A 20,257-nucleotide genomic window follows, 5' to 3' on the forward strand; every position below is an offset into this window, starting at 1 on the left:
ACAGTTTATGTCTGGTGGCCATAGCGAGGTGGTCCCACGCCTTCCCATTCCGAACAGGACCGTGAAACGCCTCAGCGCCGATGATAGTGCAGATACCTGTGTGAAAGTAGGACACCGCCAGACGCCCGATACCGAAGCCCAGCTCACACGAGCTGGGCTTTGTGCTTTGCAGTGGCGGATAGCCATCGCTGTATTGATGTGAAAAGCCCGCGCAAGAGGGCTTTGTTGTTGGTGCGCGCCGAGCCGCTGGGCGGCACTGCCTGCGGCCAACGTTGGCCGCATGGATACCGACAGACATAAAAAAAGCCCGCTTGTGCGGGCTTTGGCTTGGGTACTTCAGGCCTCGGGTACGTTCAGTGAGTTAATACTGAAGCCAGCATCAACATAGGTGATTTCACCGGTGATGCCGGAGGATAAATCGGACAGCAGGAAGGCGGCGGTATTGCCGACTTCTTCGGTAGTAACGTTGCGGCGTAAACAGGATTGGTCTGCTGCCATGTTGAGTAGTTTGCTGAAGCCGGAGATGCCTGCGGCGGCAAGTGTCTTGATGGGGCCTGCCGAGATGCCGTTAACGCGTATGCCTTCCTTGCCCAGGCTGGCGGCCATGAAGCGAACGGAGGCTTCCAGGCTGGCTTTGGCCAGGCCCATTACGTTGTAGTTGGGTATGGCGCGTACGGCACCCAGGTAAGACAGGGTGAGCAGGGCTGCGCGGCGGCCTTGCATCATGGGGCGTGCTGCCTTGGCGAGTGCGGCGAAGCTGTAGGCGGAAACATCGTGAGCGGTGTGGAATGCTTCACGGCTGAGTGCGTCTAGGAAGTCGCCTTCCAGTGCTTCCCGTGGGGCAAACGCAATGGCGTGCACCAAGCCATCCAGCCCGTCCCAGTCTTTGCCTAGTGCGGTGAATAGTCCGGCGATTTCCGCGTCACTTTGTACGTCGCAGCGGTAAACCAGTGTGCTGCCAAAATCGGCAGCCATTTCACGAACACGGTCTTCCAGCTTGTCTACCACGTAGGTGAAGGCGAGTTCGGCACCTTCACGATGGCAGGCTTGTGCAATGCCGTAGGCAATGGAACGGTTCGAGATCATGCCGGTGATCAGAATCTTTTTGCCTTGCAGGAAACCCATGTTAAATCCTTTTCAATCTAAAGCAGCCAGACATTATAGCGGTCAATCGACCGATCGTCTTGTGGGGGCTGTTTGGCTGTCAGGCTGTTATTTAGGGTTGATGCAGGGAGGGGGAGTTGTTACCATCGCCTGTAAGCTGATAATCGACACCCAATCGAGAGGAAAAAAATGAGCGACCTGATTCTGCACGTGACTGATGATTCGTTTGAACAGCAAGTCCTGAAAGCTGAAACCCCTGTGCTGGTGGATTACTGGGCTGAATGGTGCGGTCCTTGCAAAATGATTGCCCCTATCCTGGATGACGTGGCAAAAGAATATGCAGGCCGTCTGGTGGTTGCCAAGCTGAATATTGATCAAAACGAGGCAACGCCACCTAAATTCGGTATCCGCGGTATTCCTACCCTGATGCTGTTCAAGGGCGGCGAAGTGGCGGCTACCAAGGTGGGTGCGCTGTCCAAGACGCAGCTGATCGAGTTCCTGAATGCACACCTGTAATTGATTGACAGCTAGTGCCTCTTGGACTATCTTCCCAGTAGTCCAGTACGCGAGCGGCCTTGGCCGCTCGTTTCATATTTCCCTTCTTTATTTCCTCAGTCTCGGTGCTCTTTGCCGCCTTGTTACATTCTTAGGCTGACCGTACACATATGCATCTATCTGATCTAAAGCGCCAACATGTTAGCGAACTCGTGGAAATGGCTATTTCCAATGAGATTGATGGCGCCAACCGCCTGCGCAAGCAGGACCTGATTTTCGCCCTGCTGAAAAACCAGGCGAAAAAAGGCGAGAGTATTTTTGGCGAAGGTACGCTGGAGGTGCTGCCGGATGGTTTCGGTTTCTTGCGCAGCCCTGATTCGTCCTATCTGGCAGGCCCGGATGACATTTACGTCAGCCCGTCGCAGATTCGCCGTTTTAATCTGCACACTGGCGACACCATTGAAGGTGAAATCCGCACGCCCAAAGAAGGTGAGCGCTATTTTGCCCTGGTGAAGGTAGACAAGGTGAACGGTGGCCCGCCAGAGCAGGCCAAGCACAAGATCCTGTTCGAGAACCTGACGCCGCTGTTCCCGACCGAGCGTCTGCGCCTTGAGCGCGATATCAAGGCTGAGGAAAATGTTACCAGCCGGCTGATCGACCTGATTGCGCCTATCGGTAAAGGCCAGCGCGGCTTGCTGGTCGCACCGCCCAAGTCCGGCAAGACCGTGATGCTGAAGCATATTGCCCACGCCATCACCACGAATCACCCGGAAGTGGAAATGATCGTGTTGCTGATTGACGAGCGCCCGGAAGAAGTGACCGAGATGCAGCGTTCGGTACGCGGCGAAGTGGTGTCGTCTACCTTTGACGAGCCAGCTACCCGCCACGTGCAAGTGGCCGAGATGGTGATCGAGAAGGCCAAGCGCCTGGTAGAGCACAAAAAAGACGTGGTGATCCTGCTTGATTCCATTACCCGCCTGGCACGCGCCTACAACACCGTGATTCCGGCTTCTGGCAAGGTGCTGACCGGTGGTGTGGATTCCAATGCCCTGCAGCGCCCTAAGCGTTTCTTTGGTGCTGCCCGTAATATCGAAGAAGGCGGCTCGCTGACCATTATTGCTACCGCGCTGGTGGATACCGGCTCGCGTATGGATGATGTGATCTACGAAGAGTTCAAGGGTACCGGCAATATGGAGATCCACCTGGATCGCCGCATGGCCGAAAAACGTATCTTCCCGGCGATCAATATCAACCGCTCGGGTACCCGCCGCGAAGAGCTGCTGATTCCGCAAGAGCAGCTGCAGCGTATCTGGGTACTGCGCAAGCTGCTGTACCCGATGGACGACCTGGAAGCGATGGAGTTCATGCTGGACAAGCTGCGTGCAACCAAGTCCAACTTGGCCTTCTTTGACTCGATGCGTCGCTAAGCGCGCCATCAGGCAAAGCACACAACGCCAGGCCATACGGTCTGGCGTTTTTCCTATTCGGGTTGATGGATAGTTTCATGCTGGATTACTTACTGGATTTTGACGGCTATTCGGTGATCGGCACGGTCGCGTTTGCGGTGTCGGGCTATTTGCTGGGCGTGCGCAAGCACCTGGACTTGCTGGGCATCATTATCGTTACCCTGCTGACCGCCATTGGTGGCGGGGTGATACGCGACGTGCTGGTTGGCCGCATGCCGCAGGTGTTTCTGGATAACACCAACCTGATCATCATTGCCATTACCCTGTTGGTAGCCATGGCGGCACGCCTGCACAAGCGCGAGCATGAGTTATTGACTACGCTATTTATTGTGGCAGATTCGATAGGGCTGGTTGCGTTCAGCCTGGCAGGGGCTAAATTGGGAGTGGAGTACCACATCAATGCCTTTGGTGTGATCCTGCTGGGTTTTGTTACCGCTGTAGGTGGCGGTATCGTGCGCGACATGATGGTGAACGATGTGCCGTTCATCTTGCACAAGGACTTTTACGGTACGGTATCCATTGTGGTGGCCGTGGCGCTCTACGTGCTGGCCATGCTGGGCTGGGACCACATGCTGGCGGTGCAGTTGGTGTTTTTATCCGGCGTGGCATTGCGCCTGGTGGCGCACTGGGGGGAGCTGTCGCTACCCAAGATTGGTGCTAGTAAAAAAAGAGGCTAAGCCATGTTGCATGCCCTGGGGGAAGACGCGTTGGCCGCACTGCTGGCCACGTTAGCGCAAGTGCCGCTGGATGACGATGAGGAAGGCTTGTTGCCACGGGATATGGGCAGCAAGCCGGCTGCGGTGTTGATTCTGGTGCTGTGGCAGCACGATGGCTGGCAGGTGGTGCTGACGCGCCGTACGGCCCACTTGCGTAGCCATGCCGGGCAAATCAGCTTCCCCGGCGGGCGGCTGGAGGAGGGCGATGCCACGGCGGCCATGGCGGCACTGCGCGAGGCGGAGGAGGAGATCGGTCTGCCGCCCACTGCTGTGCGTGTGGTGGCGCAGATGGGGCAGTATCAGACCATTACCGGCTACGCCGTGACGCCGGTGCTGGGGGTGTTGACGCAACCGGTGGTGTTCCAGCCATCGCCAGACGAAGTGGACGAGGTGTTTACCTTGCCGCTGTCGCTGGCGCTGGATGCACGCCAGTACGAGCGCCATCATTACGAGCGCGATGGCTACCGCGGGCATTATTACTCGCTCACGCATGGCGAGTACTATGTGTGGGGCGCTACCGCTGCCATGCTGCGGCGCATGGCGCTGGCTTATGCCAGCCAGGCGGCGTAAAGAAAAACCGGCCATGTGGCCGGTTTTGTTTTGTGATGGGGGCTGCCCGCTACTCAGGCCTGGCTAAAGCGCATCGACAGGTCGATGGCGCGGATGTCTTTGGTAAGCTTGCCGATGGAAATGCGGTCTACACCGGTTTCTGCAATGGCACGCACGGTGCTGAAATCCACGCCGCCGGATGCCTCCAGTAATGCACGGCCGGCGCTCAGTCGTACGGCCTCGCGCATATCGTCCAGCGACATGTTATCCAGCAGCACCAGTGTGCAGCCTGCGGCCAACGCTTCATTCAGCTCGGCCAGGTTTTCTACTTCTACCTGAATGCTCACTTGTGGCGGCGCCAGCTCGCGGGCGCGCTGCAGCGCCTGGGTAATGCTGCCGGCGGCCATGATGTGGTTTTCCTTGATCAGGATGCCGTCGTACAGACCAATACGCTGGTTGACGCCGCCGCCTACGGTGACGGCGTATTTTTGCGCCAGGCGCATGCCGGGCAGCGTTTTGCGGGTGTCCAGAATGCGGGCGCGGGTGCCGGCCACCAGCTCGCTGTAGCGACGGGTTTCGCTGGCCACAGCGGACAGGGTTTGAAGCATGTTCAGTGCCGTGCGCTCGGCGGTAAGCAGGGCGCGGGCCGGGCCGTGGATATGGCACAGCACGGTATTGGCGGCCACGTGCTGGCCTTCGGCGACTTGCCAGCTGACCTGGCAGCGCGGGTCTACCTGGCGAAAGGCTTCGTCAAACCAGGCTTGCCCGCAAATTGTCGCCGCTTCACGTGCTACCACTTGTGCCTTGCCTTCGCTATCGGCGTTGATGAGCAGGGCAGTCCAGTCCTGCTGGCCGATATCTTCGGCCAGTGCCTGGCTGATCAGGTTGGCAATGTGGTGCGGTGCGGGCAAGCTAAACATGACGATCATCCGGTATAAGGTTGGCCGCATTTTACCTGATTGTGCCGGGCTGGGGTTTTTGTGGCGCGGGCGGGCTTTGCTATGATGCCCGTGTTGCGCTTGGGCAAAATGGAGTCAGCATGAATTTTCTGGCCGGGCAGTTTGCGCTGCCCTGGGTGTGGGGGTCAAATGGGCTGTGGCTGGCCTTGTTGCTGTTGTGTGCTCGCCGCGTGGCGTGGCGGGCTTTGCCGCCGCAGGCGGTGTCGGCCTGGTGTGGTGCCTGTGTGGTGCTGATGGGGTTTACGCTGGCCAAAGCGGGGTGGCAGCCCGGTTTGTCGTTTCACCTCTTGGGTGCCACGGTATTCACCCTGCTGATGGGGCCGTGGCTGGCGCTGCTGGCCTTGTCGCTGGTGCAGCTGGCGCTGCTGGCCGCCGGCCTGATCGACCCGCTGGCCATCGGCCTGAATGTGCTGTTGAGCTATGTGCCACCGGCGCTGTTGACCGCAGGCGTATTGCGGTGGGCACGGCAGCGTTTGGCACCGAACCTGTTTGTGTATGTGTTCGTGAATGCCTTTCTCACCGGGGCTGCCGGCTTGTTGCTGGCAGCAGCGTGCGGTTTGCTGGCGCTTGGCCTGGCCGGGGCGTACCCTGCGGAGTATCTGTTGGGCGAGGTATTGCCCTTTTACTTTTTGCTGGCCTGGTCCGAGGCGTTTACCAGTGGCCTGGTACTGGCGATATTGATTGTGTACAGGCCATTGTGGGTAGCTACGTTCGATGACCGGCGTTATCTGGTTCACTAGGAGGGTTTGATGCAGTTTGCTTTCTGGGCGGTGTTGATTGCCGCCGTAATGCCCTTGCTGTTTGCTGCCCTGTCCAAGTCTGGCGGGATGAATAACCACGCGCCGCGAGCCGCACAGGCTGCGCTGACAGGCTGGCGTTTGCGGGCGCACTGGGCGCAGCAAAACAGCTGGGAAGCGTTTCCCGTCTTTGCGGCTGCGGTGGTGGTGGCGTTTCTGAACCTGGTGCCGCAGGGGAAGATGGATGCCGCCGCCGGTGTGTTTTTGCTGGCGCGCGTGGCTTTTGGGGCGTGCTACCTGGCCGATAAGCCCAGCCTGCGTTCCTTGTCCTGGATGGTGGGTTATGCGGCGGTGATTTACCTGTTTCTGGCGTCTGCGCATCTGTTGTAAAGCGGGTGCCGGATAGCAAAGCGGCCAACCTTGTGGGCAAGGTTGGCCGCTTTTGCGTGTGCAGGCAGGTTTACAGCACGATGGGTTCAGGGTCCAGCACCACGCCGTATTGCTGGTAAACCGTCTGGCGCACCTTGCTGGCCAGCGCCCACATTTGCGCACCGCTGGCCTGGCCGTGGTTGACCAGCACCAGTGCCTGCTTGTCGTGCACGGCGGCGTCGCCATCGCGATAGCCTTTTAGCCCAGCTTGCTCGATCAGCCAGCCCGCGGCCAACTTCACGCTGCCATCGGCTTGCGGGTAATGCGGCAGGGCAGGGTGCTGCGCCAGCAGGGCATCGGCCTGTTCGCGCGGGACGATAGGGTTCTTGAAGAAGCTCCCGGCGTTACCCAGCACGGCCGGGTCGGGTAGCTTGCTCTGGCGGATGCTGATGACCGCCTGGCTCACTTGTAGCGCGGTGGGCGTATCGCTGCAGCCCATGGCCGCCAGTGCTTTGCTGATGTCGCCGTAGCCGATGCGCGGCTGGAAGGTCTTGTGCAGGCGAAAGCGCACCGCCGTGACCAGATAACGCCCGGCCAGTGCCTGCTTGAACACGCTGTCGCGGTAGGCAAAGTGGCAGTCTGCGTTACTCAGTACCACCTCGGTGCCGCCGGTGGCCAGGTCGGCGCACACGACTTCGTGAATCAGGTCTTTGACTTCTACGCCATACGCGCCAATGTTCTGGATGGGGCTGGCACCCACGGTGCCCGGTATCAGGCTGAGGTTTTCCAGCCCGCTCCAGCCTTGCTGCAAGGTGTATTGCACAAAGTCGTGCCATACCTCGCCGCCAGCGGCTTCTACCAGCACAGACTGTTCGTCCTCGGCCAGTAGCTGCACACCTTTCAGGCAGTTCTGGATGATCACCCCGTCGAAATCCTGGGTAAACAACATATTGCTGCCGCCGCCCAGCCACAGAAGCGGGCCGTGCTGCACCACCGGCTGCGCCAGCAGGATGGGCAGCTGGGCCAGGTCGGTCAGCTGGCTGAAAAAGGCGGCTTTCACGTTCATGCCGAACGTATTGAAGGCGCGGATGGGTTGTTCGCGGTAGATAACAGGTGTCACGGTATTCTTTCAGGCAGTTTGGCGGTGCAGCCGGCGGCGGCTCTCGCGCGATAGATAGCTTACCAGCAGCAGGCCGGCCAGGCTCAGGCTGATCACCAGCGCCAGCCAGAAACCATGCACGCCCATGGGCAGTGTCAGGCCGGGCAGCGGCAGGTGGCTCAGGCCCAGTAGTGCCCCCAGGCCCAAGCCTACCAGCCAGAATGACACGATATGAATCACCATCGGCATGGTCGTGATCTTGTAGCCGCGCAGCGCTGCCGAGGCAATGGTCTGCATGGCGTCGGTCAGCTGGTAAAAGGCGGCAAATAGCATCAGCGACATGCCCAGGGTAATCACCGCCGGGTCGCTGCTATAGGTGCGCATGATGCCTTCGCGCCCCAGTAGCACCCAGATCATGGTGAGGCAGGCCAGCGCCACACCCATGGCCAGGCCCACGCCACACACGGTTCGCGCGCCGCGGTAGTCCCCTGCGCCAACGCGCTGGCCGACGCGGATGGTGAGCGCCACGCCGATGCTCTGCGGGATCATGTAGATCACGCTGGAAAAGTTCAGCACTGCCTGGTGGGTGGCCACCACGGTGGTGCCCAGTTTGGCGACCAGCAGCGCAATAAAGGAAAACAGGCTCACTTCCACAAAAAAGGACAAACCGATAGGCAGGCCCAGCTTGATGAAAGCCGGAAAACGCTGCCATTGCGGCCAACTAAAGCCGCCGGTCAGGCCGTAAGGCTGGTAGACCTTCTGGTATTTGATGACGCAAAACAGCGCGGCGGCGTTAAACCACATCACCATGCCGGTAGCCCAGCCGCAGCCGGCGCCACCCAGTGCCGGCAGGCCGGCCAGGCCGTGTATCAGCGCGTAGTTCAGCGGTATGTTCAGCAGCAGGCCGCAGATGCTCACCAGCATGATGGGGCGGGTATGGTTCAGGCTGGAACTGAAAGCGTACAACGCACGGTGCAAAATGGCCGCCGGCATGCCCATGGCGCTGCCGGTAATGAATAGCATGGCCTTGTCTTCTACGCTGGCGGGCAGGTCCAGCCACAGGCGCAGCAGCGGCTGGATAGCCAGCATCAGCGCCATGCCCAGCAAGCCTAGTAGCAGGCCGAACCACAGTCCCTGGCGTGCCGTGGCGCCAATCTGGTGGGTATCGCCACGGCCAAACTGCTGCGACAAGATAGGGTTCATGGCCGACGCCACGCCCATCAGCGTGACATACACGGTGATGAAGACACTGGAGCCCAGCGATACGGCGGCCAGGTCGTCGGTGCTGACGTGGCCGGCCATCACGGTATCGACAAAGCCAGTCGCCACCTGGGCAATCTGCGCCACCATCATCGGCAGCGCCAGTTTGCCCAGGGTATGGGCTTCCTGCCGTAGGGTGGCGACAGGGGTACGGTTCAGATCAAACAGCATGCAGGGCGGCGGCGGGTAGGAATAAAGGCGGCATTATACGGCTGCCGCCTTTGGCCGTGCGGCCAACCTTGCGAACGCTGTGTCAGCCAAAACGCGCAGGCGGGTCGCGGCGCAGATGGCAGCTGATCAGCAAGTCGTGGCCAAAGCGGGCGTTGATATTAAGCGCCTCGGTCAGGCTAAGGGCGTAGATGGCCAGCGTACCTTGCTGCAGGCTGATATCCAGGCCGCGTTCGGTGGCGTAGGCCGCCAGCTCGGTCAGCTTGTGGCGTGTGGCAGGGGTGGCATTGGCGGTAAGCGAGCCGCTGAGGGTAGGGGCCGCACAGCGGGGGGTGATGGCAAAGTCGGTATAGCGGTCTTCTTGGCAGTCGTACATGGCAGTCTCCGTAGCGGTGTGCGCGCCCGGCTGGCCGAGCGACGCTTTAGCAGAATTTCGAAAGCGCCCTGCAAGTTGTCGATTAACTCGGCGCGTAAAACGGTAGTGTGGCCTGGCTGCCTGCCAAAGAAAAACCCGCTGCAGCAATAAAGCGGTCAGCGGGTGGTCTGCACGCTTTAGCTGGAATTTATCGGGCGCCCCGCAAGCAGTCACAAATCGGCGCAGGCTCGAAATTAGAGCAGTCTATCGATACTGTCAAGTACCGCCTTGGCACAATGCTGGAGAATGCGCAGGATATCGGGCTATAATCCCCCGCTTGAATAGGGTAGCAACTGCTGCCTCCCACCTTCTTCCAGATACTGTTCCTGATGATTCGCAAACTGATCAGCCGCGTTTTCGACCTGCCAGCCGGCATCGGCCGCAACAAACCCAAGCCGCGCGTGCTATCGCTGGCGCAGCACGGCGTACGCCGCGATGCACTGAGCCACGCCGCCCTGCGTGTGGTATCGCGGCTGCAAGAGTCCGGCCACAGCGCTTTCGTGGTAGGCGGGGCCGTGCGCGACTTGCTGCTGGGCGTATCGCCCAAGGATTTTGACGTGGCCACCAGTGCCACGCCGGAAGAAGTGCATCATATATTCCGCCGCTCGCGCATCATCGGTCGTCGCTTCCGCATCGTGCACGTGATGATGGGGCCGGAAACCATCGAGGTCACCACCTTCCGCGGTGGCGAGGCAGGCAAGACCAATGAAACCGGCCGCATCATGGCCGACAACACCTACGGTAACCAGTCCGAAGACGCGCTGCGCCGCGACTTTACCGTGAATGCGCTGTTCTACAACCCCACCGATGAAACCATCATCGATTACCACCACGGGGTGAAAGACCTGCAGGCCAAAAAGCTGGTGATGATCGGCCAGCCTGCCCGCCGCTACCAGGAAGACCCGGTGCGCATGCTGCGCGCCGTGCGCCTGGCGGCCAAGCTGGGTTTCGAGATCGACGAGCACACCCGCAAGCCGATTGCCGCCCACGCCCACCTGCTGAAAAACGAGCCACCAGCGCGCCTGTTTGACGAGCTGCTGAAGCTGCTGCACTCCGGCCACGCCTATGCTTGCCTGAAAAAACTGCGTGATGAAGGCCTGTCGCGCGGTATTTTCCCGCTGCTGGACGCCGTGATGGACGAAGACGGCGGTGAAGCCTTCCTCAAACTGGCGCTGGCCAGCACCGACGAGCGTATCCGTGCCGACAAACCGGTATCGGTAGGCTTCATGTTGGCCGCACTGTTGTGGGCGCAGGTAAACAACCGCTGGAAAGCGCGCACCGCCGACGGCGAAAAGTCCATTGCTGCACTGATGGAAGCCATGGCCGAGGTGGAGTCGTTGCAGGATGAAGACTTTGCCATCCCGCGCCGCTTCTCCGCCACCATGCGCGAGATCTGGGCGCTGCAGCCGCGCTTTGACAACCGCAATGGCGCACGCCCGTTCCGCTTCCTGGAGCAGCCGCGCTTCCGTGCGGCCTTCGATTTCTACTGCCTGCGCGCCGAAGTAGGCGACGTGCCGCGCGAAATGGTGCAATGGTGGGCCGAGTTCCAGCATGCCGATCACGCCGACCGCCAGCTACTGGTAGAAGAAGCCCGCCATGCCCCGGCCGCCGCCAGTGGCGACAACGCCGAGCGCAAGAAGCGCCGCCGCCGCCGCAAACCGAACGCCCGCCCCACCGAGGGTAGCGCCGAGTGAGCCGTGCCGTTATTGCGCTAGGCAGTAATCTGGAAAACCCGGTACAGCAAGTAGAAGCCGCCCTGGCGGCGATTGCCGCCCTGCCGGGTGTCTCCCTGCTGCGCCGTTCTGCCTGCTATCAGACGGCTCCGGTAGGCTATGCTGACCAGCCCGACTTCATCAACGCGGTGTGCGAGGTTCAGACCAGTCTGTCGCCCGAAGCGTTGCTGGCTGCATTGCTGGAGGTCGAGCAGGCATTTGGCCGCGTGCGCACCTTCCGCAACGCCCCGCGTGTACTGGACCTGGACCTGCTGCTGGTGGAAGGCGTGGTGCTGGATACCGACTTTCTGACGCTGCCGCACCCGCGCATGCACGAACGCGCCTTTGTCATGCTGCCACTGGCTGACATGGCGGCAGACATGCAGGTTGGCAACCATGGTGCTGCTGCCGATATTGCCGCCGGCCTGGATGCGGCGGGTGTCAAACGTTTGGCTTAGACAGGAAAACGCTATGTCGAATTTGCGCTATGTCGTGGTAGAAGGGCCGATAGGCTCCGGCAAGTCCCAGCTGGCCCGCCGCCTGGCCAGCTACTGGCAAATACGCCTGCTGGCCGAAGACGCCGAACAGAACCCGTTTCTGGAGCGTTTTTATCGCCACCCGCCGTACCACGCTTTTTCTACCCAGCTGAGCTTTCTGATGCAGCGTGCCGACGCCGCGCAGGCCATGCTGCAGGGCGACCTGCTGGCGGCGCCGCTGGTGTCCGATTTCTTGTTTGATAAAGACGCCATGTTTGCCGCGCAGACGCTGGATAAAGACGAGCTGGCGCTGTACCAGCGCATCGTGCAGCGTTTTCTGCCCGAGCACCCGGTGCCCGACTTGGTCATTTACCTGCAAGCGTCGCCGGAAACAGTCAGCAAAAGGTTGGCCGCACGCGCTGCCGCGGGCGAAACCATCGCCATGCCGGAAGGCTATGTGCAGCGCATGCACGAAGCCTACAGCACCTTTTTTCACGCCTACGAGGCGGCTCCGCTCCTGATCGTCAACACCGACCATCTTGATCTGGTTGAAGGTGAAGAAGATTTCGGGCTATTGTTGCGCTGCATCAGCGAGATGCGTGGCCAGCGCAATTACTTCAACAAGGGCATATAAAGCCCTGGGCGCGCCCGGCCACAAGCTGGACAACGCGCAACCGGAAGAAGCAACAAGGAAAAAAGACATGAAAGTCACCGTTAACACCCTGCACAGCATGGCAGCCGAGGGGCAGAAGATCGCCATGATGACCTGCTACGACGCCAGCTTCGCCACCCTGCTGGACAATGCCGGGGTCGATATCATGCTGATCGGCGATTCGCTGGGCATGGTTATCCGCGGGGAAGGCTCCACATTGCCCGTCTCCATGGACGAGATGGCGTATCACACCCGCTGCGTGGCCCGTGGCAGCCAGCGCGCCCTGATCCTGGCCGACCTGCCGTTTGGTGCCTATCAGGAAAGCCCGGCGCAAGCTTTTGCCAGCTCGGCCCGCCTGATGCAGGCCGGTGCCCACATGGTGAAGCTGGAAGGCGGCGCTTTCATGGCTGACACCGTCCGCTTCCTGGTGCAGCGCGGAGTGCCGGTGTGCGCCCATATTGGCCTCACCCCGCAGTTTGTGAATACCTTTGGTGGCTACAAGGTACAGGGTAAGAGCGAAAGCGATGCCGAGCGTATCGTGGAAGAAGCCCGCATCCTGGCCGATGCCGGTGCCAGCATGGTGCTGATGGAGTGCGTACCTGCCGCGCTGGCCAAGCGCGTGACCGAGAGCATTGGCGTGCCGACCATCGGTATTGGTGCCGGCCCCGATGTTTCCGGCCAGGTGCTGGTGCTGCACGACGTGCTCGGCGTGTTCCCGGGCAAGAAGGCCCGCTTCGTGAAAAACTTCATGGACGAAGCGCACAGCATCCAGGGCGCCGTCGGTGCCTATGTCAGCGCCGTCAAGGGTGGCAGCTTCCCTGCGCCAGAGCACTGTTTCTGAGTCACACGCCGCGACCCGTGCAACACGCCGGGCCGCGCGCCCTCACTGAGTGAGCACCATGCAAATCATTCGTAGCATCGCCCAGCTGCGCGCCTGGCGCAAAACCGCTGGCCGCTTGGCTTTTGTCCCCACCATGGGTAATCTGCACGCCGGCCACCTGGCTTTGGTAGAAGCCGCGCGCCAGCACGCCGACAAGGTCGTTGTCAGCATCTTTGTGAACCGCCTGCAGTTTGGCCAGGGCGAAGATTTTGACGCCTATCCGCGCACCTTTGAAGCCGACTGCGCCAAGCTGGAAGCCGCTGGCGTAGACGTGCTGTTCTTCCCGGACGAGCGCGAGCTGTACCCGCGCATCAAGCAAGACTTCAACGTCGAGCCGCCGCATATCCAGAACGAGCTGTGCGGCGCCTTCCGCCCCGGCCACTTCCGTGGCGTGGCCACTGTGGTGAGCAAGCTGTTCAATATCGTGCAGGCGGATGTGGCCTGTTTCGGCAAGAAAGACTTCCAGCAGCTGCACGTGATTCGTGCCATGGTAGACGACCTGAACATGCCGATCGAGATCGTGCCGGTCGACACCGGTCGTGCCGAAGATGGCCTGGCGCTGTCGTCGCGCAATGGTTACCTGAGTGCCGAAGAGCGTGCCGAAGCGCCACGCCTGTATCGCCACCTGTCCGCTATTCGTGACGCCCTGCTGGCGGGGGATAACCGCTACGCCGTGCTGGAAAAAGCCGCCGCTGATGACCTGGCCGCGCACGGCTGGCGTGTGGACTATATCGAGGTGCGCCAGGCCGATACGCTGGAAGTGGCCCACGCCGGTGAGCCGCGCCTGGTGGTGCTGGCGGCTGCCCGCCTGGGCCGTACCCGCCTGATTGATAATATCGAAGTAACGCGCTGACATTGCAGCGCCAGTAACAGGAAAAAACCATGCAGCGTTCCATGCTGAAATCCAAGCTTCACCGTGTTACCACCACCCATGCCGAGCTGCATTACATCGGCTCGTGCGCTATCGACGAAAACCTGCTGGAAGCGGCGGATATCCGCGAGTATGAAGAAATCCAGATCTGGAACGTCACCAATGGCGAGCGCTTTGCCACCTATGCCATCCGCGCCGAGCGTGGCTCGGGTACCATTTCGGTGAATGGCTCGGCCGCACGCCGCGCCGCCCCGGGCGACCTGCTGATCATTGCCAGCTTTGCCGCCTACGAAGACAGCGAGCTGGCCAACCACAGCCCCAAGCTGGTGTTTGTGGACGAGCACAATGTGATCACCGAGGTAAAAGGCGCCACGCCGGTACAGCCGGCCTGAGGTTGGCCGCAAGGCAATAAAAAAGACAGCCGTGGCTGTCTTTTTTATTGGGTGCAATTTATTGCGCCGCACCACTTTTCCCAGTGTGGCACCTTGGCTATAGTGACAAATGAATGATTTTCACAGAAAGGTGGCGGCGATGCAGGGAAGATGCTTGTGCGGTGCGGTAAGTTACCGTTTTCGCGGCCAACCTTACCATGTCACCCATTGCCACTGCGCGTCGTGCCGCAAGGCGAGCGGCGCGCCCTTTGTGACCTGGTTTACCGTACGCAGTATCGACCTGCAATGGCAGGGCGAATTGCGGCTGTATCATTCTTCGTTGGGGGTAAAACGTGGCTTTTGCCCGCAGTGCGGTACCACGCTGAGCTACCGGCACGAAGGCTCGCCGGACGAGATCGACATTACCGCGGCGACGCTGGATGAGCCGGAACACCTGGTGCCCGAGGATCACACCTGGGCCGACCAGATGCTGTTGTGGGTGCGCGACAGCCTGTCACCGCTGCTGCCGGCACACCCACGCCACCGTCAGTTGGTGCCGTATCAGAGCAAGGCCACGGGGGAGAGCAGTACCCCGTCTTCGTCGGCGTAGAGCCAGTGGCCTGGGGTGAAGTCCACCCCGGCAAAATTCAGCACCAGGTCGCGCGTGCCTTCGTTGCGCTTCACCGATTTTTTCGGGTTGGTGTCCAGCGCGCGCACGCCCAGCGGCAGCGCACCGATGGCGACCGAGTCGCGAATGCAGCCGTAGATCACCACGCCTTCCCACTGGTTTTTTACTGCTAGCTCGGCAATCTGGTCGCCTAGCAGGGCGCAGCGTTTCGAGCCGCCGCCGTCTACCACCAGCACCTTGCCCGCGCCGGGCTCTGCCAGCATCTCGCGTACCAGGGTGTTGTCTTCGTACAGCTTCAGGGTGACGATCTGGCCGGCAAAACGCGCTTTGCCGCCGTAGCTTTTCAGCATGGGTTCCAGCACGGCCACGCGGCCTTCGTGGGCATCGTACAGGTCGGTTGTCAGAAAGCTCATGGTTTCTCCTTTGTTTCAAGCGCCGCCGTTTGGCTGGCCGTATGTTCGGCCATACCGTACCGGCGTAAAAAAGCCGCCTGGCGGCGGCTGGAAATCAGTTCATGCGTAGCGGGACAAACAGCGTGCTGTCGCCACGTCTTACCAGCAGCGCAATATTGCCGCGTGCGTCGTTTAATGCTTTTTCAAAGCCTTTCACCGTGGTGATTTCCACCTGGTTCAGGCCGATGATGATATCGCCGTGCTGCAGGCCGGCACGGGCAGACAGGCCCTGTACCTTTTGCACAAACAGCCCGCCACGAATACCCAGCTCCTGCTTGTCGCTGGCGCTCAGCTCGGACAGCGTCAGGCCCAGTTTGCCAAACTGGTAGCTTTGTGGCACGTCCGGCTGGCTCTGCTCCGGCGTAGCTTGTGTCTGCTCTGGCGCCAGCTCTGCCAGGATGGCTTCGATATTCTGCTCTTTGCCCTTGCGCCACACACCCAGCTTGATCTGTGCGCCCGGTGGTTGGTCGCCCACCATGCGTGGCAGGTCGCGCGAGCTTTCCACATTCTGGCCGTTCAGGCGCAGGATGATGTCGCCAATCTGCACCCCGGCACGGCTGGCAGGGCCGGCAGGCTCTACGCGTACCACCAGCGCACCGCGGGCACGATCCAGACCGAAAGACTGTGCCAGCTCCTGCGAAACTTCCTGGATATGCACGCCCAGCTGGCCGCGGCTCACTTTGCCTTTGGCTTTGAGCTGGTCGGCTACCTTCATGGCCAGGTCGATAGGGATGGCAAACGAGATCCCCATGAAACCGCCACTGCGGCTGTAGATCTGCGAGTTGATGCCGATCACCTCGCCCTTCAGGTTGAACAGCGGGCCACCGGAGTTGCCGGGGTTGATGGCCACGTCGGTCTGGATGAAGGGCACGTAGCTTTCGTCCGGCAGGCTGCGGCCTTTGGCCGACACAATGCCGGCGGTGACGGTGTTTTCAAAGCCGAATGGCGCGCCGATGGCTGCGACCCATTCGCCCACTTTCAGCTCGTCCGGCGTGCCGGTCTTGACCGTGGGCAGGTTGGCCGCATCGATCTTCAGCACCGCGACGTCGGTGCGTTTGTCCAGGCCTACCAGGCGGGCGCGCATTTCACGCTTGTCGGTGAGCATGACCTTGATCTGGCTGCTGCCGGTGACCACGTGCGCATTGGTGAGGATGTAACCGTCGTCGGTAAAGATGAAACCGCTGCCAAACGAGACGCTTTCCGAAGGCTGCGGGGTTTCCTGCTGCTGGTTCGGGTTGGGCATGTAGCGGCGGAAGAACTCGTAAAACGGGTCGTCTTCCGGCACCGGATAGGGGTTGTCGCTTTGGCTGGCGCGGGTTTCGGCGCGCATGGCCTGGATATTGACCACGGCGGGGCCTTCGCGCTCTACCAGCTGGGTAAAGTCCGGCAGCAGCATGGCCACGCTGCCGTCGGCCTTGGCCGGTACGGCGACGGGCGCGCCTTTGTCGTCCTTGAATAGTGCTTCGATTTTGCCGCAACCCCCTACGGACAGGGCGACGGCGGTGATGAGGGCCAAGCGTGTGCAGGCGTTCACCTGGGCAATCCTTTTAGATTCGTTTATCGCTGGCGGGCAGCGATGACAGTAAAAATCAATCGACAGGCGTTCATCATAGCGGTTTTGCCGGATATTCGCAGAGGTCTGCGATCACGCAGCGTTCGCAATCCGGCTTTCTGGCCTTGCAAACGTAGCGCCCGTGCAGGATAAGCCAATGATGCGCGTCCTGTTTGTATTCTGCGGGCACAAAACGTAACAGTTTGTCTTCTACCTCGCGTACGTCCTTGCCGGGTGCCAGGCGCGTGCGGTTGCTGACGCGGAAAATATGCGTGTCTACCGCAATGGTGGGGTGGCCAAAGGCAGTATTCAGTACCACGTTGGCCGTTTTGCGGCCAACCCCTGGCAGCGCCTCCAGTGCCTCGCGGTTTTCCGGTACTTCGCCACCGTGCTGTGCCAGCAGGATACGGCAGGTTTCGATGGTGTTCTTGGCCTTGGTGCGGTACAGGCCGATGGTCTTGATGTATTCCTCCAGCCCGGCCACGCCCAGCGCGTACATTTTGTCCGGCGTGGGGGCCACCTGGAATAGCACGCGGGTGGCTTTGTTCACGCCCACGTCGGTGGCCTGTGCCGATAGCAGCACGGCAATCAGCAGCTGAAACGGGCTGGCGTATTCCAGCTCGGTGGTGGGGTGCGGGTTATGGGCCTGCAGGCGGGCAAAAATTTCCTGGCGGATGGTCTTGTTCATGGCGTGGTACCGGTATTGGCCAGGGTGGCAGGGTTGGCCGCAGCGGCCTGGCGCTGGCGGGCGCGGGCGTCCAGCGCGTTCTTGCCGGCAATCAGCAGCGCCAGGCCCAAAAAGGCGCCCGGTGGCAGCAGCATCAGCAAGAACTGGTAATCGGGTCCGGCCAGCTGCAGGCTAAGGTGGTGGCCGACGGGGCCGAACAGCTTGTCGGCGCCGGCCAGTAGCGTGCCCTTGCCCAGCAGCTCGCGCAGCGCGCCCAGTGCCACCAGTACGCCGGTTAGCCCCAGGCCCATCATGGCACCATCCCAGGCGGCTTCGCGCACCGGCTGGCGCGAGGCAAAGGCCTCGGCACGGGCCATTACGATGCAGTTGGTGGTAATCAGCGGGATGAAAATGCCCAGCACCAGGTAGAGCTCGTGCAGCCAGGCGTTCATGGCCAGATCTACACAGGTCACCAGGCTGGCAATGATCATGATGAACACCGGGTTGCGGATGTCGTGCGGTACCCAGTGCCGCACGCTGGACACGGTGGCGCTGGACAGCGCGGTGACCAGCGTGGTGGCCAGGCCCAGCGCCAGCGCGTTGACCACGTTATTGCTGATGGCCAGCACCGGGCACAGGCCCAGCAGCTGTACCAGGCCGGGGTTTTGTTGCCACAGGCCCTTGCGGGCGATGTCTTGCCACACGGTAGGGGGTGTACTCATGGTTGTCCTTGCAGCAGGCGCGCTTGCGCACTGCGGTAGTAATCGCTGCAGCGTGCCACCGCTGCACTCACGGCGCGGGCCGAGATGGTGGCGCCACTGATGTAGTCGGTATCGCCGCCGTCTTTTTTCACCGCCCAGCGGCTGTCGGCCGGCTTGCCGGCAAACTGGCGTGCCCAGGGGCTGACGGCCAGGTCGATATAGTCGCCCAGCCCCGGCGTTTCACGGTGGCTCACCACGCGTACGCCTTGCACCGTGCCGTCGCGGGCAATGCCGACCAGTAGCTCGATGCGCCCGCCGTAGCCGTTGGGTGCGGCGGCTTCCAGCACCACGCCGCTGAGCTGGCCATGCTGGCGCGCCAGGTACACCTTGGCCGCATCACGCTGTACCAGCTGCTGCGCCACGCTGCGCGGCAGAGGCAGGGCGCTGGCGGCCAGGTCGTTGTCGAAGCTGCCTGCCGGCAGCGCCTGTCCCAGCAGGGCGGCGCGGGTGGCGGCTTCGTTGGCTTCTACTTGCTGATGCGTGGCCAGCCAAGTGCCCGCCAATAGCACGGTGGCGGTGGCGGCAAAGGCAGCCAGTGTGATGGCGCTGCGGCGAGCCTGGGTGGCAGCATTACGCATGGCGCCCCCCTTTGCGGCCGAACACACGCGGCTGGGTGGTTTGGTCGATGAACGGCACCGCCATATTCATGATCAGCACGGCAAACGCTACCGCGTCGGGAAAACCGCCAAACACGCGAATCACCACCACCAGCACGCCCACCATAAAGCCGAAAATCAGCCGCCCCAGCGGCGTGGTGCTGCCGCTCACCGGGTCGGTCACGATAAAGCCGGCCGCCAGCAGCGTGGCACCGTTCAGCAGGTGGAACAGCGGGCTGGCGTAGTGCGCCGGCTGCCACAGCCACAGCGGCAGGCTCACCGCTAGCACGCCGGCCAGCATAGCCAGCGGTGTGCGCCACGGGATCAGCTTTTGCTGCCACAGCCACAGCCCGCCCAGTGCCCACGCCAGCGCTACCCATTCGCCGCCGGCATTACCCCATTGGCCAAAGCGCGGCTGTTGCAGCAGCTGGGCGACATCCTGCCCGCCTTGCAGCAGGCCGGTTTTCAGCACGTCCAGCGGCGTGGCGCTGGACACTGCGTCCACGCTACTGCCGGCAGGCAGGGTGTGGGTGAAGATCCATTGCAGCTGCGCGGCGGCGTCCAGTGCGGCCAACGGTGTACCCCAGGCCGCCATCTGCGCCGGAAACGATACGATCATCACCGCAAAGCCCACCATGGCCGGGTTGAACGGGTTGTTGCCCAGGCCGCCGTACAGCTGTTTGCCCAGCACGATGGCAAACAGCGTGGCCACGACGATCATCCACCACGCGCCCAGCGGCGGCATCGATAGCGCCAGCAGCCAGGCGGTGACGACGGCCGACAGGTCGGCCAGAGCGGGGGCGACAGGGCGCTGGCGCAACCGCAGTACAGCCGCCTCGGCAGCCAGCGCGGTGAGCGTGGCCAGCAGCAGCTGCACCAGTACGCCGGGGCCAAAGCAGTACACCGAGACGGCAATGCCGGGCAGCAGGGCGGCCAGCACTTTCAGCATCACCCGGGAAACGGTGACGGGCTGGGCGATATGGGTAGCGTGGCGGCTCATTCGGATGCGTCTTTCTGTGCCTGGGCGGCGGCTTTGCGGGCGGCAGCACGCGCCATGGCGGCTTCGATGGCAGCGCGTTTGGCGTCGTCCATGCCGGTTTGTGGGGGTGTGGCGGCGGGCGGGCTGTCCGGGTTGGCCGCATCGGCGGCTTTGGCGGCGTCGGCTGCCGCTTTACGGGCGGCAGCACGCGCCATGGCGGCTTCGATGGCGGCGCGTTTGGCGTCGTCCATGCCGGTTTGTGGGGGTGTGGCGGCGGGCGGGCTGTCCGGGTTGGCCGCATCGGCGGCTTTGGCGGCGTCGGC

24 protein-coding genes, 1 rRNA gene and 1 pseudogene are annotated in these 20,257 nt (G+C 61.7%); 14 read left to right on the top strand and 12 right to left on the bottom strand.

Features of this window, described 5'->3' with window-relative positions:
• Positions 1–10: 10 nt before the first annotated feature.
• Positions 11–123 (top strand): 5S ribosomal RNA (rrf, locus tag ACZ9XP_RS14240).
• A 213-nt stretch (positions 124–336) separates the two neighbouring features.
• Here rrf and fabI read toward each other — a convergent pair.
• The gene (gene fabI / locus ACZ9XP_RS14245) at positions 337–1,125 is read right to left on the bottom strand and encodes an enoyl-ACP reductase FabI (protein ID WP_465188646.1); all 789 of its coding nucleotides are present in this window, start codon (positions 1,123–1,125) and stop codon (positions 337–339) included.
• Positions 1,126–1,293: 168 nt separating this feature from the next.
• Between fabI and trxA the strand changes: the two genes are divergently transcribed.
• The 4 genes from trxA (at position 1,294) to ACZ9XP_RS14265 (ending at position 4,351) form a co-directional block, all read left to right on the top strand.
• The gene (trxA, locus tag ACZ9XP_RS14250) at positions 1,294–1,620 is read left to right on the top strand and encodes a thioredoxin TrxA (protein ID WP_147695746.1); all 327 of its coding nucleotides are present in this window, start codon (positions 1,294–1,296) and stop codon (positions 1,618–1,620) included.
• A 149-nt stretch (positions 1,621–1,769) separates the two neighbouring features.
• Positions 1,770–3,026: a transcription termination factor Rho gene (gene rho / locus ACZ9XP_RS14255; RefSeq protein WP_147686900.1), complete on the top strand. Its 1,257-nt coding sequence runs from the start codon at positions 1,770–1,772 to the stop codon at positions 3,024–3,026.
• Positions 3,027–3,103: 77 nt separating this feature from the next.
• On the top strand, positions 3,104–3,742 hold the full coding sequence (locus ACZ9XP_RS14260) for a trimeric intracellular cation channel family protein (RefSeq protein WP_147686898.1): 639 nt from the start codon (positions 3,104–3,106) through the stop codon (positions 3,740–3,742).
• Between the two features lie 3 nt (positions 3,743–3,745).
• Positions 3,746–4,351 carry a CoA pyrophosphatase gene (locus tag ACZ9XP_RS14265; RefSeq protein ID WP_465188647.1) on the top strand — a complete coding sequence of 202 codons (606 nt, stop codon included), beginning with the start codon at positions 3,746–3,748 and terminating at the stop codon, positions 4,349–4,351.
• Between the two features lie 53 nt (positions 4,352–4,404).
• Here ACZ9XP_RS14265 and nadC read toward each other — a convergent pair whose 3' ends face one another.
• Positions 4,405–5,250: a carboxylating nicotinate-nucleotide diphosphorylase gene (gene nadC / locus ACZ9XP_RS14270; RefSeq protein WP_465188648.1), complete on the bottom strand. Its 846-nt coding sequence runs from the start codon at positions 5,248–5,250 to the stop codon at positions 4,405–4,407.
• A gap of 119 nt (positions 5,251–5,369) precedes the next feature.
• Here nadC and ACZ9XP_RS14275 point away from each other — a divergent pair, with 119 nt between their 5' ends.
• Both ACZ9XP_RS14275 and ACZ9XP_RS14280 read left to right on the top strand, forming a co-directional pair.
• Positions 5,370–6,029 carry an energy-coupling factor ABC transporter permease gene (locus tag ACZ9XP_RS14275; protein ID WP_465188649.1) on the top strand — a complete coding sequence of 220 codons (660 nt, stop codon included), beginning with the start codon at positions 5,370–5,372 and terminating at the stop codon, positions 6,027–6,029.
• 9 nt (positions 6,030–6,038) lie between these two features.
• Positions 6,039–6,416: an MAPEG family protein gene (locus ACZ9XP_RS14280; RefSeq protein ID WP_147686889.1), complete on the top strand. Its 378-nt coding sequence runs from the start codon at positions 6,039–6,041 to the stop codon at positions 6,414–6,416.
• Between the two features lie 70 nt (positions 6,417–6,486).
• On the opposite strand, the gene murB is transcribed toward ACZ9XP_RS14280, so the two are convergent.
• The 3 genes from murB to ACZ9XP_RS14295 form a co-directional block, all read right to left on the bottom strand.
• Entirely contained in the window at positions 6,487–7,515 is a 1,029-nt protein-coding gene (murB, locus tag ACZ9XP_RS14285; RefSeq protein WP_465188650.1) for a UDP-N-acetylmuramate dehydrogenase, read from the bottom strand.
• A 9-nt stretch (positions 7,516–7,524) separates the two neighbouring features.
• Positions 7,525–8,925, bottom strand: coding sequence for an MATE family efflux transporter (locus ACZ9XP_RS14290; protein ID WP_465188651.1), 1,401 nt, complete (start codon positions 8,923–8,925; stop codon positions 7,525–7,527).
• 82 nt (positions 8,926–9,007) lie between these two features.
• Positions 9,008–9,298: a hypothetical protein gene (locus tag ACZ9XP_RS14295; protein ID WP_147686883.1), complete on the bottom strand. Its 291-nt coding sequence runs from the start codon at positions 9,296–9,298 to the stop codon at positions 9,008–9,010.
• Between the two features lie 368 nt (positions 9,299–9,666).
• On the opposite strand from ACZ9XP_RS14295, the gene pcnB reads away from it, so the two are divergent.
• The 7 genes from pcnB to ACZ9XP_RS14330 all read left to right on the top strand — a co-directional run bounded on the left by pcnB (position 9,667) and on the right by ACZ9XP_RS14330 (position 14,909).
• A complete protein-coding gene (pcnB, locus tag ACZ9XP_RS14300) occupies positions 9,667–11,031 on the top strand; it encodes a polynucleotide adenylyltransferase PcnB (RefSeq protein WP_465188652.1) in 1,365 nt (454 codons plus the stop codon).
• The gene (folK, locus tag ACZ9XP_RS14305) at positions 11,028–11,507 is read left to right on the top strand and encodes a 2-amino-4-hydroxy-6-hydroxymethyldihydropteridine diphosphokinase (protein ID WP_465188653.1); all 480 of its coding nucleotides are present in this window, start codon (positions 11,028–11,030) and stop codon (positions 11,505–11,507) included. Before pcnB ends, folK begins: the two co-directional genes overlap by 4 nt.
• Positions 11,508–11,520: 13 nt before the next feature.
• A complete protein-coding gene (locus ACZ9XP_RS14310; protein ID WP_465188654.1) occupies positions 11,521–12,159 on the top strand; it encodes a deoxynucleoside kinase in 639 nt (212 codons plus the stop codon).
• A 67-nt stretch (positions 12,160–12,226) separates the two neighbouring features.
• A complete protein-coding gene (panB, locus tag ACZ9XP_RS14315) occupies positions 12,227–13,018 on the top strand; it encodes a 3-methyl-2-oxobutanoate hydroxymethyltransferase (RefSeq protein ID WP_465188655.1) in 792 nt (263 codons plus the stop codon).
• 58 nt (positions 13,019–13,076) lie between these two features.
• Positions 13,077–13,910 carry a pantoate--beta-alanine ligase gene (gene panC, locus ACZ9XP_RS14320; RefSeq protein ID WP_017509303.1) on the top strand — a complete coding sequence of 278 codons (834 nt, stop codon included), beginning with the start codon at positions 13,077–13,079 and terminating at the stop codon, positions 13,908–13,910.
• A 29-nt stretch (positions 13,911–13,939) separates the two neighbouring features.
• Positions 13,940–14,320, top strand: a complete 381-nt coding sequence (gene panD / locus ACZ9XP_RS14325) for an aspartate 1-decarboxylase (protein ID WP_147686873.1) — start codon at positions 13,940–13,942, stop codon at positions 14,318–14,320.
• A 139-nt stretch (positions 14,321–14,459) separates the two neighbouring features.
• Entirely contained in the window at positions 14,460–14,909 is a 450-nt protein-coding gene (locus tag ACZ9XP_RS14330) for a GFA family protein (protein ID WP_465188656.1), read from the top strand.
• On the opposite strand, the gene rraA is transcribed toward ACZ9XP_RS14330, so the two are convergent.
• The 7 genes and pseudogenes from rraA to ACZ9XP_RS14365 form a co-directional block, all read right to left on the bottom strand.
• The gene (gene rraA, locus ACZ9XP_RS14335) at positions 14,861–15,340 is read right to left on the bottom strand and encodes a ribonuclease E activity regulator RraA (RefSeq protein WP_465188657.1); all 480 of its coding nucleotides are present in this window, start codon (positions 15,338–15,340) and stop codon (positions 14,861–14,863) included. The genes ACZ9XP_RS14330 and rraA overlap by 49 nt on opposite strands.
• 94 nt (positions 15,341–15,434) lie before the next feature.
• Entirely contained in the window at positions 15,435–16,913 is a 1,479-nt protein-coding gene (locus ACZ9XP_RS14340) for a DegQ family serine endoprotease (RefSeq protein WP_147686867.1), read from the bottom strand.
• A 73-nt stretch (positions 16,914–16,986) separates the two neighbouring features.
• On the bottom strand, positions 16,987–17,619 hold the full coding sequence (gene nth / locus ACZ9XP_RS14345) for an endonuclease III (protein ID WP_147686865.1): 633 nt from the start codon (positions 17,617–17,619) through the stop codon (positions 16,987–16,989).
• A complete protein-coding gene (locus ACZ9XP_RS14350) occupies positions 17,616–18,320 on the bottom strand; it encodes an electron transport complex subunit E (RefSeq protein ID WP_465188658.1) in 705 nt (234 codons plus the stop codon). Before ACZ9XP_RS14350 ends, nth begins: the two co-directional genes overlap by 4 nt.
• On the bottom strand, positions 18,317–18,937 hold the full coding sequence (rsxG, locus tag ACZ9XP_RS14355; protein WP_465188659.1) for an electron transport complex subunit RsxG: 621 nt from the start codon (positions 18,935–18,937) through the stop codon (positions 18,317–18,319). Before rsxG ends, ACZ9XP_RS14350 begins: the two co-directional genes overlap by 4 nt.
• Positions 18,930–19,955, bottom strand: coding sequence for an RnfABCDGE type electron transport complex subunit D (locus tag ACZ9XP_RS14360; protein WP_147686858.1), 1,026 nt, complete (start codon positions 19,953–19,955; stop codon positions 18,930–18,932). Before ACZ9XP_RS14360 ends, rsxG begins: the two co-directional genes overlap by 8 nt.
• Positions 19,952–20,257, bottom strand: a pseudogene (locus ACZ9XP_RS14365) (hypothetical protein); the annotation flags it as partial. The gene ACZ9XP_RS14360 and the pseudogene ACZ9XP_RS14365, both read right to left, overlap by 4 nt.

The sequence above is a fragment of the Vogesella perlucida genome (assembly GCF_979366545.1).

Coding starts and splice junctions, on each gene's coding strand:
- ACZ9XP_RS14360 (WP_147686858.1), bottom strand. CDS start 19,955: ATGAGCCGCCACGCTACCCATATCGCCCAGCCCGTCACCGTTTCCCGG.
- ACZ9XP_RS14295 (WP_147686883.1), bottom strand. CDS start 9,298: ATGTACGACTGCCAAGAAGACCGCTATACCGACTTTGCCATCACCCCC.
- fabI (WP_465188646.1), bottom strand. CDS start 1,125: ATGGGTTTCCTGCAAGGCAAAAAGATTCTGATCACCGGCATGATCTCG.
- pcnB (WP_465188652.1), top strand. CDS start 9,667: ATGATTCGCAAACTGATCAGCCGCGTTTTCGACCTGCCAGCCGGCATC.
- nth (WP_147686865.1), bottom strand. CDS start 17,619: ATGAACAAGACCATCCGCCAGGAAATTTTTGCCCGCCTGCAGGCCCAT.
- ACZ9XP_RS14280 (WP_147686889.1), top strand. CDS start 6,039: ATGCAGTTTGCTTTCTGGGCGGTGTTGATTGCCGCCGTAATGCCCTTG.
- ACZ9XP_RS14310 (WP_465188654.1), top strand. CDS start 11,521: ATGTCGAATTTGCGCTATGTCGTGGTAGAAGGGCCGATAGGCTCCGGC.
- rsxG (WP_465188659.1), bottom strand. CDS start 18,937: ATGCGTAATGCTGCCACCCAGGCTCGCCGCAGCGCCATCACACTGGCT.
- nadC (WP_465188648.1), bottom strand. CDS start 5,250: ATGTTTAGCTTGCCCGCACCGCACCACATTGCCAACCTGATCAGCCAG.
- ACZ9XP_RS14290 (WP_465188651.1), bottom strand. CDS start 8,925: ATGCTGTTTGATCTGAACCGTACCCCTGTCGCCACCCTACGGCAGGAA.
- rho (WP_147686900.1), top strand. CDS start 1,770: ATGCATCTATCTGATCTAAAGCGCCAACATGTTAGCGAACTCGTGGAA.
- trxA (WP_147695746.1), top strand. CDS start 1,294: ATGAGCGACCTGATTCTGCACGTGACTGATGATTCGTTTGAACAGCAA.
- ACZ9XP_RS14260 (WP_147686898.1), top strand. CDS start 3,104: ATGCTGGATTACTTACTGGATTTTGACGGCTATTCGGTGATCGGCACG.
- panB (WP_465188655.1), top strand. CDS start 12,227: ATGAAAGTCACCGTTAACACCCTGCACAGCATGGCAGCCGAGGGGCAG.
- ACZ9XP_RS14265 (WP_465188647.1), top strand. CDS start 3,746: ATGTTGCATGCCCTGGGGGAAGACGCGTTGGCCGCACTGCTGGCCACG.
- ACZ9XP_RS14275 (WP_465188649.1), top strand. CDS start 5,370: ATGAATTTTCTGGCCGGGCAGTTTGCGCTGCCCTGGGTGTGGGGGTCA.
- ACZ9XP_RS14330 (WP_465188656.1), top strand. CDS start 14,460: ATGCAGGGAAGATGCTTGTGCGGTGCGGTAAGTTACCGTTTTCGCGGC.
- ACZ9XP_RS14350 (WP_465188658.1), bottom strand. CDS start 18,320: ATGAGTACACCCCCTACCGTGTGGCAAGACATCGCCCGCAAGGGCCTG.
- rraA (WP_465188657.1), bottom strand. CDS start 15,340: ATGAGCTTTCTGACAACCGACCTGTACGATGCCCACGAAGGCCGCGTG.
- panD (WP_147686873.1), top strand. CDS start 13,940: ATGCAGCGTTCCATGCTGAAATCCAAGCTTCACCGTGTTACCACCACC.
- panC (WP_017509303.1), top strand. CDS start 13,077: ATGCAAATCATTCGTAGCATCGCCCAGCTGCGCGCCTGGCGCAAAACC.